This is a genomic window from Paenibacillus sp. FSL F4-0100 (assembly GCF_037993005.1).
In the GTDB taxonomy this organism is placed as follows: Bacteria; Bacillota; Bacilli; order Paenibacillales; family Paenibacillaceae; genus Paenibacillus_AQ.
On sequence record NZ_CP150303.1, the window covers coordinates 3,555,609 to 3,571,458 of the forward strand.

16 protein-coding genes are annotated in these 15,850 nt (G+C 47.6%); 13 read left to right on the forward strand and 3 right to left on the reverse strand.

Going from position 1 to position 15,850, the window contains the following annotated elements; translation table 11 throughout:
- Positions 1-49 precede the first annotated feature (49 nt).
- The 9 genes from MHH48_RS16100 (at position 50) to MHH48_RS16140 (ending at position 9,953) form a co-directional block, all read left to right on the forward strand.
- Entirely contained in the window at positions 50-1,774 is a 1,725-nt protein-coding gene (locus MHH48_RS16100; protein ID WP_076323290.1) for an extracellular solute-binding protein, read from the forward strand.
- An 82-nt stretch (positions 1,775-1,856) separates the two neighbouring features.
- A complete protein-coding gene (locus MHH48_RS16105; protein WP_076323291.1) occupies positions 1,857-2,747 on the forward strand; it encodes an ABC transporter permease subunit in 891 nt (296 codons plus the stop codon).
- Between the two features lie 20 nt (positions 2,748-2,767).
- A complete protein-coding gene (locus tag MHH48_RS16110; protein ID WP_076323292.1) occupies positions 2,768-3,655 on the forward strand; it encodes a carbohydrate ABC transporter permease in 888 nt (295 codons plus the stop codon).
- A 28-nt stretch (positions 3,656-3,683) separates the two neighbouring features.
- Entirely contained in the window at positions 3,684-4,970 is a 1,287-nt protein-coding gene (locus tag MHH48_RS16115; RefSeq protein WP_076323293.1) for a Gfo/Idh/MocA family oxidoreductase, read from the forward strand.
- A gap of 265 nt (positions 4,971-5,235) precedes the next feature.
- Entirely contained in the window at positions 5,236-5,736 is a 501-nt protein-coding gene (locus MHH48_RS16120; RefSeq protein ID WP_256720577.1) for a hypothetical protein, read from the forward strand.
- A 451-nt stretch (positions 5,737-6,187) separates the two neighbouring features.
- Positions 6,188-7,345, forward strand: coding sequence for a type III polyketide synthase (locus MHH48_RS16125; protein WP_076323294.1), 1,158 nt, complete (start codon positions 6,188-6,190; stop codon positions 7,343-7,345).
- Positions 7,332-8,054, forward strand: a complete 723-nt coding sequence (locus MHH48_RS16130; protein ID WP_076323295.1) for a methyltransferase domain-containing protein — start codon at positions 7,332-7,334, stop codon at positions 8,052-8,054. The genes MHH48_RS16125 and MHH48_RS16130 overlap by 14 nt, the downstream gene beginning before the upstream one ends.
- Positions 8,055-8,113: 59 nt before the next feature.
- A complete protein-coding gene (locus MHH48_RS16135; RefSeq protein WP_076323296.1) occupies positions 8,114-9,265 on the forward strand; it encodes an FAD-dependent oxidoreductase in 1,152 nt (383 codons plus the stop codon).
- A gap of 139 nt (positions 9,266-9,404) precedes the next feature.
- Positions 9,405-9,953 (forward strand): DinB family protein, encoded by a 549-nt coding sequence (locus tag MHH48_RS16140; RefSeq protein WP_076323297.1) that lies wholly within the window; start codon positions 9,405-9,407, stop codon positions 9,951-9,953.
- A 122-nt stretch (positions 9,954-10,075) separates the two neighbouring features.
- Here the strand turns inward: MHH48_RS16140 and MHH48_RS16145 are convergent, their stop codons facing one another.
- Positions 10,076-10,537 carry an OsmC family protein gene (locus MHH48_RS16145; protein WP_076323298.1) on the reverse strand — a complete coding sequence of 154 codons (462 nt, stop codon included), beginning with the start codon at positions 10,535-10,537 and terminating at the stop codon, positions 10,076-10,078.
- A 244-nt stretch (positions 10,538-10,781) separates the two neighbouring features.
- Positions 10,782-11,177, reverse strand: a complete 396-nt coding sequence (gene mscL / locus MHH48_RS16150; protein ID WP_076323299.1) for a large conductance mechanosensitive channel protein MscL — start codon at positions 11,175-11,177, stop codon at positions 10,782-10,784.
- Positions 11,178-11,403: 226 nt separating this feature from the next.
- Here mscL and MHH48_RS16155 point away from each other — a divergent pair, with 226 nt between their 5' ends.
- Positions 11,404-11,544 carry a hypothetical protein gene (locus MHH48_RS16155; RefSeq protein ID WP_179090642.1) on the forward strand — a complete coding sequence of 47 codons (141 nt, stop codon included), beginning with the start codon at positions 11,404-11,406 and terminating at the stop codon, positions 11,542-11,544.
- A gap of 114 nt (positions 11,545-11,658) precedes the next feature.
- A complete protein-coding gene (locus MHH48_RS16160) occupies positions 11,659-13,155 on the forward strand; it encodes an Lsa family ABC-F type ribosomal protection protein (RefSeq protein WP_076323300.1) in 1,497 nt (498 codons plus the stop codon).
- Positions 13,156-13,334: 179 nt separating this feature from the next.
- On the opposite strand, the gene MHH48_RS16165 is transcribed toward MHH48_RS16160, so the two are convergent.
- Complete coding sequence (locus tag MHH48_RS16165) at positions 13,335-13,631, reverse strand: DUF1796 family putative cysteine peptidase (RefSeq protein ID WP_083659696.1); 297 nt, start codon at positions 13,629-13,631, stop codon at positions 13,335-13,337.
- Positions 13,632-13,710: 79 nt separating this feature from the next.
- Here MHH48_RS16165 and MHH48_RS16170 point away from each other — a divergent pair, with 79 nt between their 5' ends.
- Both MHH48_RS16170 and MHH48_RS16175 read left to right on the forward strand, forming a co-directional pair.
- The gene (locus tag MHH48_RS16170; RefSeq protein ID WP_076323301.1) at positions 13,711-14,085 is read left to right on the forward strand and encodes a VOC family protein; all 375 of its coding nucleotides are present in this window, start codon (positions 13,711-13,713) and stop codon (positions 14,083-14,085) included.
- A 162-nt stretch (positions 14,086-14,247) separates the two neighbouring features.
- On the forward strand, positions 14,248-15,375 hold the full coding sequence (locus MHH48_RS16175) for an FAD-dependent oxidoreductase (protein WP_076323302.1): 1,128 nt from the start codon (positions 14,248-14,250) through the stop codon (positions 15,373-15,375).
- The last annotated feature ends 475 nt before the right edge of the window (positions 15,376-15,850 follow it).

Here is a 15,850-nt window from a genome sequence, read left to right on the forward strand (position 1 = left end):
GTAAGCAGCACAGATATGAAGATTACGCCAGATAAAGGGGGACGCAATCATGAGATGGATCAAGCTAGCGAAGATGATGTTGATTAGCACGATGACGCTTTCGGTAATGGCTGCATGCTCGAATCAGGTAAAAGAATCTGAAGGGACGCCGGCCAATTCCTCTACGGAGGATGCAAAAACCAATACCGCACCACCCGAACCTCTCGGCAAATATCCTGAAACGGTGACGGTCACGCAAGTGCTCGGCTACAATCCGCCGGAGGACCCGCGGACGCCTCAAGGGATTACACCTGAACAGAATGCTTACTTTAAAGATCTCAAAGACATGCTGAACATTGAGATTCAGTACAAATGGACGGTGCCTTCGAGCCAGTTCGAACAGAAGTTTTCGTTAGCCATGGCTTCGGCGGATCTGCCGGATATTATGGAACTGGACCAGAAGAACTTCGAGAAGTTGAAGAAACAGGGGATGCTAGCCGATCTTACCCAGGCTTACAACGACTATGCTTCACCGGCACTGAAAAAATACATGGAGTCTGACGGCGGCTTTGCGATGAAGACGTTTACGTCGGAAGGAAAACTGCTCGCGATTCCCGGATTTGAGGATCCTTTCCTGTCTACCCAGCTGCTCTGGATCCGCAAAGACTGGCTCGACAACCTGAATTTGCAGCCGCCGCAAACCATGGATGAGCTGGAACAGGTTGCAAGGGCCTTCGTGCAGCAGGATCCGGACCAAAACGGTAAAAATGACACATACGGTATCGCGATGCAGAAGAATCTGTTCTTCTGGGGATTTGACCTTAGAGGTTTCTTCAATGGATTTGGCGCATATCCGTCCATCGGAGACAACCAGTCGGCCTGGATTAAGGATGACAGCGGCAAGCTTGTACCTGGACTCATTCAGCCGGAAGTAAAGACCGCGCTGGGCAAGCTGCAGTCCTGGTACAAGGAGGGGATTCTGGATAAGGAATTTGCCTTGAAGGACGAGAACAAGTCCGTTGAAGATATTACCGCGGGCAAGGTCGGCATTTCCTACGGCGAATGGTGGTATCCGAACTGGCCATTGAATCTCAATGTCGATAAAGATCCAAAGGCAGAATGGATTGCCCTTCAAATTCCTGGGCTGGATGGACCCGGGAAATCCATGGTACCTAAGATTCGCAGCAACAAACTCGTGGTCGTGAACAAAAAAATGAAGAATCCGGAAGCCGCGATTAAGATGATCAACTTCTACATCGAGGTGGGCAACAAAAAGTACATGGATCAGAATAAAGCGGAAAAAGGATATGTATACAATTGGTTCAACCCACGGATTTATAATCCGGCCCAAATTGACACGATCTATACGGAAGTTAACAAAGCGCTTGACGCGAACCAACCGGAAATTACGCTGGATGACGAGAACTACAAAAATGTGGCGGATGTCTTCAAAGCAACGAAGGATTACCTTGCAGGCAATACCGCAGATGCCTCGAAAGGCGTAAATTGGGGCCAATATTTCAGTCGGGCTGCAAAAGACGGCGGCTGGGGAACGACGCGGCAAATTAAAGAGAGTCAGGCTTATGTGAATAATGAATACTATGGCCTTCCCACGGCAACTCAAGTGGAGAAGGGATCCCAGCTCGATAAACTGATGCAGGAAACCTTCACCAAGATCGTCATGGGGGCTTCGCTGGATGAATTCGATAAATTCGTTCAGAGCTGGAAGTCGCTTGGCGGCGATCAGATTACGCAAGAGGTCAACGATTGGTACGACCAGCAGAGTGCCAAATAATCTTTGAATGATAGAACGGGAGGATGAGCCTTGATGAAGTCGGCAGAATCCTCCCGTTTTAAATGGACGGGGAGGTTCATCTGTGAGAACGCTAAAAAAAGAATATCTGCTGCATTTGATGTTGCTGCCTGGTGTTATCGTCACGTTGATTTATGCTTATGGGCCTATGGCTGGCCTAGTGATGGCTTTTCAACAGTTTGAGCCGCTGGCCGGGTTCTTCCACTCGGATTTCGTTGGCTTTGATAATTTCCGGTATGTATTTGAACTACCTGATTTCAAGCAAGTACTGTGGAACACCATTGTCATTTCCGTATTTAAAATGATTTTGTTTTTAATTGTCCCTCTGATTCTGGCACTGCTTCTCAACGAAGTCACCCGAAGATGGTTCTCGCGTTTTATCCAATCCGCTATCTTCCTGCCATTCTTTCTGTCCTGGACGGTGCTTGGCGGCGTCATCATCGAATTATTCTCTTTGAATGGTCCGGTGAACGGCTTGCTGGGCGCATTGGATATGGAACCGATCATGTTTATGCTGGATAACCACTGGTTCCGTGGGATCATCATCGGTTCAGATGTATGGAAAGGGATGGGCTATAACATGATTGTTATGCTCGCAGCCATAACAGGAATCCATGCAACGCTGTATGAAGCTGCAGAAGTAGACGGAGCGGGAAGATGGAAACAGATGATTCACATTACGCTCCCGGGCATGGCACCGATTCTCATCCTGCTGGGTGTATTAAGTCTTGGCGGCATTCTCAACGCCGGTTTCGAACAGATTCTGATTATGTACAACCCGACGGTTTATGAGGGGGCGGATATTATCGATACCTTCGTCTATAGGCTCGGAATGTTCAGTCAGCAATTCGGACCTGCCGCCGCGGTCGGCTTCTTTAAATCCGTCATCTCTCTGGCTCTCGTGGCTGTGACGTACTATGCGGCTTATAAATATAACAATTATCGGATCTTTTAGGCTGGAGTGGAGGTAGGAAAATGCACAAACCAACGATCAGCAGAAGGCTGTTTGTAATCGTGAATACGCTGGTTCTATCCGCAATCACCTTGCTCGGTATCATTCCGTTCATTCATTTGCTCTCGATTTCGTTAAGCTCGAATACAGCAGCGATGGCGGGGGAAGTAAGGCTCTGGCCGGTCGGCTTTAACCTGGATGCTTACCGATACTTGGGCGAAAAGGTCGAGTTTTTTCGATCGTTCCGGGTTTCGCTAACGCGGGTGGTGTTAGGAACGGCAGTGAATATGTTTTTGGTATTTATCACTGCGTATCCCTTATCGAAATCAAATCATCAATTTAAGTTCCGAACACCGTATGTGTGGTTTTTTGCCATTACGATGTTTTTCGGCGGGGGCTTGATTCCCACTTACATGATCGTGAAGAATACCGGCTTGATTGACTCCGTATGGGCTCTGATTCTGCCTGGAGCACTCAATGTATGGAACATGGTCCTGATGTTGAACTTCTTCAGAACGATTCCGAAGGAGCTGGAGGAGGCGGCAACGATTGACGGCGCCGGACACTGGCGAATATTATGGCGTATCTACCTGCCGGTTTCGCTGCCGTCCATTGCAACGATCGGCCTGTTTACCATCGTGGGACACTGGAATGCTTGGTTCGACGGCATTCTATACTTGAATTCGCCGGATAAATATCCGCTGCAAACCTATTTGTCTACACTCATCATGTCAATCAACTCCCAAATGACTTCGATATCGATCGAGCAGATCAAGGCGATGGAGAATTTGAGTGAGAAAACGCTCCGGACTGCCCAAATATTCATGGGCGCGCTGCCGATCATGGTCGTGTATCCGTTCCTGCAGAAGTACTTTGTCAAAGGGATGACGGTCGGAAGCGTCAAAGAATAAGTGCTTACAAAAAAAGGAGAAGAGTCGGATGAATAAGGTTAAGGTTGCCCTTATCGGAGCAGGACTGCGAGGCATCAATTATATGGAATATGCCCTGATGCACCCTCATGAGCTTGAGGTGGTTGCCGTCGCGGAACCGAATCAGCAGAGGAGGGAACAGTTTAAAGCTAGGCATGGTCTTGAAGATGCAGCGTGTTTCGAGCATTGGAATGATTTCTTTGCAGGGCCCAAACTCGCGGACGCGGTACTGATATGCACCCAGGATAAGCAGCACTTCGAGCCGACGATGCGGGCGCTTGAAGCCGGTTACCATGTGCTGCTGGAGAAGCCGATGTCACCGGATCCCGAAGAGTGCATCAAGATGGGTGAGATGGCTTCGCAGGCCGGACTGGTGTTTTCGATCTGTCACGTGCTGCGGTATACGTCGTTTTTCACAACTTTAAAGGAACTGCTGGAGCGTGAGACCATTGGCCAATTGATGTCCATCCAGCATAACGAGAACGTGGGCTATTGGCATCAGGCACACAGCTTTGTGCGGGGGAATTGGCGTCGTAAGGAAGATTCCAGTCCGATGATTCTCGCCAAGTCCTGTCATGATCTCGACATTTTGCTTTGGCTTGCCGATTCCGATTGCCTTCGGGTATCCTCTTTCGGCTCGTTAAGCCATTTTACGGCTGAACAAGCACCGGAAGGCGCACCTAAACGCTGTTTGGACGGATGCCCGGTCTCGGATCAGTGCCTCTATTATGCGCCTGATCTATATTTGACAGAGGATATGAATTGGCCAACGTCGGCGATCAGTGATGATATGAGTTATGAAGCCCGTTATAAGGCATTGCTGGAGGGGCCATATGGCCGCTGCGTATATCATTGCGATAATGATGTTGTGGACCACCAGGTCGTCAATTTGGAATTTGCCAATAACGTAACGGTTGCGTTTACGATGAGTGCGTTTACGCGAGATGTCAGCCGCACGATCAAGCTGATGGGAACCCGCGGGGAAATCCGCGGAGCCATGGAGAAGAATGAAATTGAGATCATTCACTTTGGCAGCGGCAAGATCGAGCGAATATCTTTTGCGGATAGGGGCGGGCATGTCGGGCACGGAGGCGGTGATATGGGCCTGATCAAGGATTTTCTGAGGCTGGTGCAGACAGGGGGAAACCATCAAGGACTTACTTCGGCTAGTCGTTCCGTTCAAAGTCATCTCATGGCGTTTGCCGCTGAGCAGTCGAGAGTGGATGGAAAGGTCATCTCGATAAAGGAATTTGAGCAGCAGTTCAGCGCGCAAGTAAAAACGATGCCCGGAAAATAATGTGTAGATCGCAAGCCTGATTGCTGTTGCAATCGGGCTTGTTTTGTATTCTAAGGCACAACGCCAAGTGGCTGTCTATGGTAAAATAAACCTAGCGCTTGATAATGGAACAAATAGATCGGCAGGAATTTGAATCATGAAGGAGCACTCCGTAAAGGACACAACGCGAGCCGCTTCCGAAATGTAGCTGAATTTCTTGAAAGCTTGCTTTAACCGATAGGAGTTGACGATTATAAAATATCTAAAAGATGTTCAGGAGCCGGGGATGGGAACCTGGTACTTTGAAATTGATAACAATGGCACGGCTTATAGGCAGATCGTGGTTAATGAGAACGGCAGCTGCATTACATCCAACCGGAAGCACGATTCCTATCATTTCATGCTGGCAGAGCACCCTCTTGATCCGGAGGAACCCTATTATACAGAAATCAGTCAAGCGGAATTCGAGGAGCTTTGGATGGAACAACTGGAGGCTGATATGGAGGTATGGCATCGGACTCAACGTTTATTTCCAGTCGGCGCTAAAGTGGAAGGATTCATCGAGGCCTTTTTTCCGCAAGGCACATTAATTAACTTGTTGGAACCGGGGGCCGTAGGCTTGACGGACACGTCCGCTCTGAAATCGCGCGCCCCTGCTGAATGGATGTACCCTCGTTATTGGGTCATTGCCGAGGTATCCGGTTACGATGAAGTAAACCAATGGGTCCTTCTTGCCGATGCAGAAATTCCGGGAAGTCAGTTTAATGAAGGTGAACTTGGCGAGTAGGAAGGAGTATAGGATGATCGAAAGGAGTGTTTGAATGATGTGCAGCAGCGCTTGGACTGCAGGTGAGCTTGTTGTTAATGGAGAACGGGCCATTCACCCCGGTTTAACCGAAGATCTATTATGTGCATCCAAACTTTATACCCTGTATTTTCACTCTGCCCGCTCCATGGGGAATGGCTGGGGAATATCACATCCTATCAGGATCCGCGTTCAGGATCAACGGCCATCGCGTTTTCTTTTATGTGATGTGATAATAATAGTTAGCCCAGGAAACCACGTTCGTCGTGGTTTTTTTTGCGACTACGGACATGCGGATTAAGCCTTCGGTGTGAATTGGATATAATTTGCTAAGTTCGGGTTATCCTAATCTCAAAAGTAAGTCTTAGGACGAATTCAAAATACCCAGGAAAGGGTAATCATGTATAATTCCAAGACGATACAGGAGGTTAGCATGAAACATACAAACGGTATGTCCGATGTTGCGATTCTCGGGATGGGGACGGCATTGCCGGAACATTCGGTGGCACAGTCGGATATCGCGGAATTAATTGCCTCTACGCTGCAGGATAAACCTGATCTGGCCCGCTTTGCTCGAAGAGTATTTAGATCCTGCGGTGTCGAAACTCGTTATACCTGCGAACCCAACTACCTTGGTCCATTGGAAGAGTGCCGCTATTTGCCTTCTCATGACGAGTCAGACATCCCTACAACCGAGGAACGAATGGATACATACAAACGGGAGGGCCTCCCGCTTGGCATAGAAGCAGCCGAGCAGGCCTTGAAGGATGCAGGTATGTCGCCGGATCGAATCACGCATCTCATTACGGTCAGCTGCACGGGTCAATACCAGCCCGGTATGGATGTACTGTTGATCCGTCATTTGGGGCTTTCTCGACGGGTTAATCGCCTGCCATTGATATTCCAGGGATGTGCTGCCGGCCTTAAAGCGATTCAAATGGCGCGGGATGTTGTCATAGGGGCGCCGGGGTCGCAAGTATTGATAGTGTGCGTGGAGCTTTGCACTCTTCATTTTCAACCGGTAAAGGAGAGGGAGGCACTGTTTGCAGCCTCGTTTTTCGGTGATGGAGCCTCATCTTGTGTCATCGGTCATCCGGCAACGGATCATCGGCATTATTTGGAGCTTGGCTCGGGTTATTCGGTCCTGCTGCCGGATTCCACGGAGGATATGACATGGGAGGTAGGCAACACAGGCTTTGATCTTTTTTTATCCCCGCGTATTCCCAAGCTTCTCGGTATTCACCTGGAGGAAGAACTGCGTGTTCTGCTGAAGGGCGATAAGCTGCCGGAATTGTGGGCCATCCATCCTGGCGGACGGGGCATCGTGGATTCGGTGCAGGAAGTCATGGGCCTGACCGATGAACAAACCAAATACAGCCGGGACATCTTAAGAACGGCAGGGAATCTCTCCTCCGTGACCATTTTGTTTGTGCTGAGTGCGATGCGCAAGAAGATGCAAGAGATGAATAAAGCTTCCACGGAAGGGGTAGCCATGGCCTTCGGGCCGGGCCTGACAGCGGAGCTTATGCGCTTTACCTATGTGAAGGCTTATGCGTCATCGGTTAAGGAGCAGGACCATGTCCTTCTTTAGAACCCTGTCCATCCGGGCGGAGGAAGATGAGCTTATGGATGACTTCTCCATGGGAGGAGAAGAGCTGAGCGAAGCGCTAAAGCATTTAAGGCGGCTGAATCGGATCTTTGCTGCACCGGGACCTACCCTGGACGGCGTGGAGAAGCTTTGGAAATCGATTGGCAGCCCGAGGACCCTTAGCATCATGGACGTAGGGGCCGGTTCAGGCGATGTAAACCAGAAGCTGCTGCAATGGTCGAATCAAAGAGGCATCCAGCTGAATATTACCTTGGTCGATATGACGGAAGAAGCATGCGATGAGGCTAGACGACTGTTTCGAAACGAGCCGAGGGTTCAAGTTCGACGTGCCGATGTTAAAGAGTTACCCGATGCATCGGCAGATATTGTGACTGGTTCCCAGTTCATCCATCATTTCCAGGGCGATCAGCTGGTGGACATGGTGACGCATATGCTGCGAACCTCTATTCACGGGGTCGTCATCAATGATATCCATCGGCATCCGGTCCCCTACACGGCAGTTTGGATTACAACGCGCATCATTTCCCGCAATCGTTATATTCGCCATGATGGTCCGTTATCGGTTGCTAAGGGATTTAAAGGGAAGGATTGGAGGGAGTTGAAACAGCAGCTCAATCACGACACCATGACCTATAAATGGAAGTCGTTATTCCGTTATTCCGTTGTTATCCCGAAACATGGGACTCCCTAGTCCTCTACTTGTTAACAAGCCAATGTTCTTCAGGCAAGCTATAAGGCAGGTGGTCATATATGTCAAAGCAAGCGGATGTTATTGTTATCGGAGCGGGTGTAGCCGGTACCAGCTGTGCACTACAGCTTGCAAAGCAAGGGTATCGTACGATATTGTTGGATCGGCAATCATTTCCGCGCCACAAAACCTGCGGTGAATTCATGTCTCCGGAGACCAAAGAGATGCTGGATTATTTGGGGGTCCATCTATTGGGCGAAGAGATTGAGCCTAGTTCCATGGATCATGCCAAAATCGTGATGTCACACGGCGGTGAAATTACCGCTCCGTTACCGGGACAGGCCACAGGCATCAGCCGCTATGAGCTGGATCGCCTCCTACATGAGAATGCACTGGCCGCGGGAGCGGAAGTTGTCACGGGAACAACCGTGACCGATATTCAGAAGCTCGGTGATCATCGGTATGAAGTCGATGTAAGGCAAGGGAAAGAGCGCGTTCGATATGAGGCAAGGGCCGTCATTGGTGCATACGGTACGAAAAGCCCGCGCGGCGTTTCCCCTGCCGAGGAGTATCGGGATGATACCGTATATGTTGGTGTGAAATCGCATTTTAGCGGCATTACGATACCTTCCCGGGTTGAGCTGTACTTTTGCGAGGGGGGGTATGTCGGAATCTCGCCGATTGAAAATGGGACGGTTAATGTGGCTGCGTTGCTGACCTTGAATTCAGTGCAGGGCAGCGGCAAATCGGTGCCTGAAATTCTCCGAGCCGCTTCACGCACGAACAAAAGGTTGGCCGAACGAATGGCTGAAGGGGAGCCTGTTTTGGGAACCCAGGTATCGATTGCCCCTCTTCGTTTATCCCATACACCGCATCCATGGTCGGAATATCCTCACATCGGCGATGCCATGCTGATGCTCCCACCGCTGTGCGGTGACGGGATGTCGGTTGCTCTTCGGTCCTCGCTGATATGCGCTCGTTGGACCGACTCCTATTTAAAGGGAGAAATAAACTTCGAACATTGGCGAAATCAGTATACACTTGAAGCCAATCGTACGTTTACGGAGCTTCTCAGAAGAGCGAGGAGAATTCAGAACCTGGCTTTCGCCAAAACCAATCGCTTCTATCCAGGCATCGCCCGGATGATTCCAGGATTGGCTTCCTATATCGTAAAAGCTACCCGGTTATCCGTTTCGGGTATAGGTTCTAGATAAAAGCCGCAGGATTGCGGCTTTTTTGTATTTGTTATTTTACGGATTTGCGTTGACTTTGTATAGATTATAATTTATTGTGTTTGTTAATGAATAGACATATTTAAATAACGTTTATTATTTCGATGAATGGAGGGGCGTAATGCAGGATCGACAGTATTCACCTGATCCGACCGGAGTCATTCGAAGTACTCTTGATTTCCAGTTCCAAATCGCTTGGCAGTTGCTCGACTTGCATCTCACGGGGCTTCAAGATGAGGAGTTTCATTGGCGACCTGCTTCGAAGGGACTCCACGTTTACCGTGAATCTGGAATCTGGCTAGCGGAATGGCCGGAATCCGAGGATTACGAGATTGGCCCGCCGAATATATCTTGGCTGACATGGCATATCACATACTGGTGGTCTATGGTACTGAATCATTCGTTCGGCAGCGGGGCATTGGCCCGTGAAGACATCCATTCTATGGGTAACATCCAAGAGACTAGACATAGAATAAATGAATTGAGCAGCGAGTGGAAACGTGAAATGTCGGCTTTGACGGACGAAGCGTTCCTTTCTACGGAACGAACGTTATGGCCTTTCGCGGATAAGCCTTTTCATGAATTGGCAGCCTGGCTAAATCTGGAACTGATGAAAAATGCGGCTGAGATCGGTTACTGCCGTTTCCTTTATGCCGTTCACAAGAAATAATACATTTATCCATGGACAATACGTCGCTTAATGATATCCGGATGAGTGCCTTTCATAACGATGAAAAATGAAGGGCTGCTAAGTTGCTTGGTGCAACGTGGCAGCCCTTATATGTAGATTAATTAAGAATGAGCCACTTCGTTCTCAATGACGATGCGATTTAGCTTCACATTTACTGGCGCCGCTATCGTATCGCCCACAGGGCATTTACTCTCCAGAAATTCAACAAACTGCTCAACCTTCTCGGGGGACGAAGGGGTCTTGATGTAGAACGTGTACCGAATATCGGAGTATCCAGGGCGTACGTCAGAGCGATTAAAGAATCCATCCAGGTCAAGGTCGCCTTCTACATCAACTCTGAAATCTTCAAGGATCACATCGAATTTTGGAGCATAAACACGGGCCACTATCGATTGGCATGCCCCCAGGGAGGCCAGCAGAGCTTCAACGGGGTTCATTCCGGTATCCGTACCTCCAAGGCTTTTCGGCTCATCGATGACTAACTCGAACTGCCTTACATTAGTAACAACTTTTACCCCTTCTTGCAAATGGGCCGTTGCTTTGAACGTTTGAACACTTGGCATATAGCACATCTCCCTTTTTCTGGACAGCCCATACGGCGTGGGTGCTCTGTCTCTATATTATAAACTATACTATTTTACTAGGTTTAGTGTGAATTATAATTCTATTTAGCATGATCTGTCAATAGAACATGAATAGAACGATATGACGGGCGTTTGTTATTCCCATGCGAGGACCTGGAGGAAGGCAAAAAAAGAGAGTATGTTCTCATATCGAAAACACACTCTCTAGATCGGTAGCCTATTATTATTCGGAAGCCTTATTTTGTTGTTTCAGCAAATCGCGAATTTCAGTCAACAACAGTTCTTCCTTCGATGGAGCCGGTGGTTCTTCAGCTTTAGTATCTTCTTTGCGTTTGAAGCGGTTCAGTGTACGGATGAACATGAAGATCGAGAAGGAGACGATCAGGAAGTCCACGACCGTTTGAAGAAATACTCCATACGTCAGGGTTGCATCCCCGATCGTCGCCTTTAGCCCTGATAGATCCACTCCACCAAGCATCAATCCAATCACCGGCATAATGATATCGCTCACCAAGGAGGATACGATTTTGCCGAAAGCAGCACCAATGATAACCCCAATGGCTAAATCGAGCACATTACCCTTAAGCGCAAAGGTTTTAAACTCTTTTAATAAATTCATAATAAGTCACCTGCTTTTCAATCCAAAATGTAGGTGGCATTTCATCTACCACTCGAAATATCCTATCAGCAACTAGTGAATTGCGCAAGATCGTTAAGTTGTATCTTTTTTACGGAAACGTAGGCGAGCCGCCGCTTGCCCTATACAGGTTGACCAATAGGTGGCATTCATGTTAAGTTTATAATATTCGCACAATAACGGGATCGAATGAAGGAGGGATAAAGCGATGACTGAATTAGATGTTGTAGATGTTCATGTGAACCTGTCGATACTAGGAAGCATTAGACAAGGTTCACACCATAACCAGTCAGATACCGGAACTTTATCCTTCTATACTTATATGCAGGCAAGTTTAGCGATAGCTTGATCGTCGCTTGTTTCTTTATGGTATAGTTGGCAAAGATAAGCGTAGAAAGCACCGGGTTCTGGTGTTTTTGCGCTTTTTTTCGTTCTGAAATTTTACCGTAGAGGAATGATGAGAATGTCATTAATCCAAGTTTCAAACCTTTCGTTTGCTTATGAGAGCAGTTTTGATCCGATATTCGAACAAGTGAGCTTTCAAATCGATACCGATTGGAAATTGGGATTTACCGGAAGAAACGGCAGGGGGAAAACCACGTTTCTCAATCTGCTGCTAGGCAAGTATGAATACAGCGGGAATATCTCGGCCTCCGTGAGCTTCGAATATTTCCCTTACCATGTCGAGAACAAGGAGTATCTCACTCTGGACATCATCGAGGAGATCTATCCGGAGTATGTTCATTGGCAAATCGTGCGCGAACTTAACTTGTTAAAGGTTTCGGAAGATGTCCTGTACCGGCCTTTTGTCTCATTATCAAGCGGAGAACAGACCAAAGTGATGCTGGCTGCGTTGTTTATCAAGGAAAATCGCTTCCTCTTGATTGACGAACCGACCAATCACCTGGATATGCATGCGAGAAAATTAGTCAGCGACTACCTCAGCAAGAAAAGCGGATTTATTCTGGTGTCGCACGATCGATCATTCTTGGATCATTGCGTAGACCACATCCTGTCCATCAATAAAACCAATATCGAGATCCAAAAAGGCAATTTTTCCGCATGGTGGGAAAATAAAAAGAGACAGGATCAATTTGAGCTTGCGAGTGACGAGAAGCTGAGGAAAGATATTAAACGTTTAACCGATTCTGCAAGAAGGACGGGGAATTGGTCGGATCAGGTGGAGAAATCGAAGAACGGCACCAGAAATTCAGGCTCCAAAGTAGATAAAGGCTATATTGGCCACAAGGCAGCTAAGATGATGAAGCGCTCCAAAAACCTAGAGCAGCGACAGCAGTCCGCCATAGAGGAAAAATCGAAGCTCCTTAAAAATATCGAGAGCTCCGAGAATTTGCAGATGTTCCAACTGGATTATCACAAAAAACAACTGGTCCAGCTGGAGGATGTCTCCATTTCATACGACTCCAAGACGGTGTGTGAAAACTTGAGTTTTACGATTGAAAAAGGGGACCGAGTTGCCCTCTCGGGCAAAAACGGTTCTGGAAAATCCAGTATCCTTAAGCTGATATGCGGAGAAGAGATGCAATACACAGGCCAGTTCAACAGGGATAGCCAGCTTAAGATATCCTATGTATCTCAGGACACGTCCTACCTGCAAGGCAGCTTGACGGATTATGCCATAAGCAGCGGGATTGATGAAAGCCTGTTTAAATCCATATTGCGAAAGCTCGATTTCTCCAGACTTCAGTTTGAAAAGGATATTTCGACTTATAGCGGGGGACAGAAGAAGAAGGTGCTGATCGCTAAAAGCCTTAGTGAGCATGCTCATTTGTATGTGTGGGATGAACCGCTTAATTTTATCGATGTGATCTCTCGCATGCAGATCGAAGAGTTATTGCTCGAGTATGCACCGACGCTTCTGTTCGTGGAGCATGATCGTGCATTTTGCGAGAATGTGGCAACGAAGTTCGTTGAACTTGATGGCCATCAAGAAACATAAGAAACAATAAGATCATTATCCCAAAGAAGGAATGGGAGTATCAATTAGCTAGAATATGTTCCTTAATAGGAAATTACAAAAAAAGCTGTCCGCTAATTAGTTAGCGGCAGCTTTTTTACATTTCGTTGTGATATCAACTAAGACGTTTATACAGTAAACCTAACCCTTCCAGCAGCCGGTCAAAACGGCGTGGCGATTCCATCCTCCAAAAGAGCTGAAGTGCCTTCAACCTTCCGCATATGCTCAAGTTCCATAAATCCGATGAAGCGGTTGCTCAATAATCGGGTTACATCCGAAATCGAGCTCGATATCATCCAATCAAGCGGAAAAGAAAAGCGTCTCAGCTGACGCTCCCGCAAATTGATCGATGGCCCGCACCAGCTGCCCAAGCTAATGATAAGTGGCGTATAGTAAAAAAATAAACCGTAATTTAATATAAATTCGCAATTGATAAGAAATATAAGTGCATCTGGCATGTTAAGATCTGAAGAGAAAAGACAATCATAGAAACAAGCTGGTTTTAACAGTTAATTAGGCGAAGGAGTGTAACAATCGATGATTAGTAAAGTTGGTCAAATTATGGTGTATGTGAATAATCAGGATCAAGCCGTGAAGTTTTGGACTGAAATGGTAGGATTTCAAGTCATAGCTGAAGAGAATAACGGTGAAATGAGATGGATTGAAATTGCTCCAACGCAGGAAGCCGAAACAAGCATCATTCTGCATGACAAGGAGCTCGTAGCCAAAATGTCGCCTGGGATGAATTTGGGCACACCTTCTTTAATGTTTTTCACGGAAAATTTCGATGCGTTGCACAGCCATTTAACAAGCCATAATATCACCGTCGGCGAAGTGGTGAATTTGCCTTCCGGCAGAGTGTTCAACTTTGCGGATTATGAAGAAAACTATTTTGCTGTCATGGAAAAATAATAATTGGTCCATCAGATTAACCATAGCTCGGATGGATGTGAAGTCGCCTATTTGGCGGCTTTTTTGTATATTCTTTGGTATAACGCTTAGATGGTGGGCGTTATACTTTTTTCCTGCATTAGCTATAATGGATACAGTGATTGAAGGAAAGGGATGTCATGCATGAAGAAAGTGATCGTCATTGGATCGGGAATACTGGGGGCATCGACTGCTTATCAGTTAGCAAAAATGGGAGCGGAAGTTCTTATTATAGACCGCAAAGATAAAGGACAGGCTACGGATGCCGCGGCAGGCATTATCTGCCCCTGGCTATCGCAAAGGCGGAATCAAGCGTGGTACCAATTAGCCAAGGCGGGCGCGCGTTTTTATCCTGAGTTAGTGAAAGAACTCATCAGCGAAGGCGAGACAGAAACAGGCTACGCCCAAGTCGGCGCTCTTAGCATTCATGAGGATTTGGATAAAATCCGCAAGATGGAGGAACGGGCTCATATTCGGAAAACAGATGCTCCGGAAATCGGTGAGATTACCCGGCTGAATGAGGAAGAAACCCATGAGCATTTTCCTTTGCTCGGTGAAGGCTATCATTCCGTTCATATTAGCGGTGCCGCACGTATTGACGGTCGTGCGCTGCGCGATGCGCTGATCCGGTCTGCACAGAGGAACGGGGCCCGGCTTATAAACGGGGATGCCGCATTGGTATATCAAACAAATCGTGTAACCGGAGCAGCTGTCGGAGCTGATAGCTTCGAGGCTGATGAAGTCATTGTTTGTGCCGGTGCATGGGCTAATCAACTGCTCCAGCCATTAGGCATTGACTTTCAGGTTCGTTTTCAAAAAGCGCAAATCATGCATGTGCAGGCGGCTGACCAGCAAGATACAGGTGCCTGGCCGGTCGTCATGCCGCCTTCGGATCAATATTTGCTCTCTTTTGATAACCAGAAGATTGTGATCGGAGCGACTCACGAAAATGAAGTCAAGGGCTACGATACGAGAGTAACACCCGGCGGTATGCAGGAAATCCTGAATAAAGGATTGGCCTTAGCGCCTGGTTTGGCTGACAGCACATTTGAGGAAGTACGAGTCGGGTTTCGTCCGTTCACACCCGGATTTCTCCCGGTTATAGGTGCTGTCCCTGGCTGGGAAGGCCTTATTACGGCAAACGGGCTGGGCGCGTCCGGACTAACGATGGGGCCATTTATCGGAAGCCAACTTGCAAAGATGGCGCTTGGAATGCCGCTGGATATCGACATTTATCAATATGATGTTCGTACAGCGATCGAAGAGAGTTGAGGCAAGGCGGTTAATCTGATCGGAGCACGCATTTCGCGGGGGGGGGGGGATCTCCTGTTAAGTGGATCATGTGAACATATGTGGACGGAGTGAAAAGCCCAATTGAATATTGGATATATTGAAAGCCGCGAAATTCGCGGCTTTTTGTTGTTGAGGAGATTGTAGTCAAAGCCTGTTATACGGTAGATAATTCTGTGAACATTTACTGAAAATTTTCCTCGGCAAAGAAAATCAATGACTCAATACATTGCTTTTGTCGGAGGGTGATATTTTATTTGGTTTTATAGTCCTAAAGGACCTACGGCTGATATGCTGGAGATACATATCGTGATAGGGTATAGGCTAGGATAAGACAGCCATGTTAAGTAGAAACTAACGATACAGCCGTCAATCCTCCTTTTTTATGTTGAAATGACCGTATTACGATATTGGTCAGTGAGTACTGCATAGGGATTCACCAGTCCCAACAAAGGGA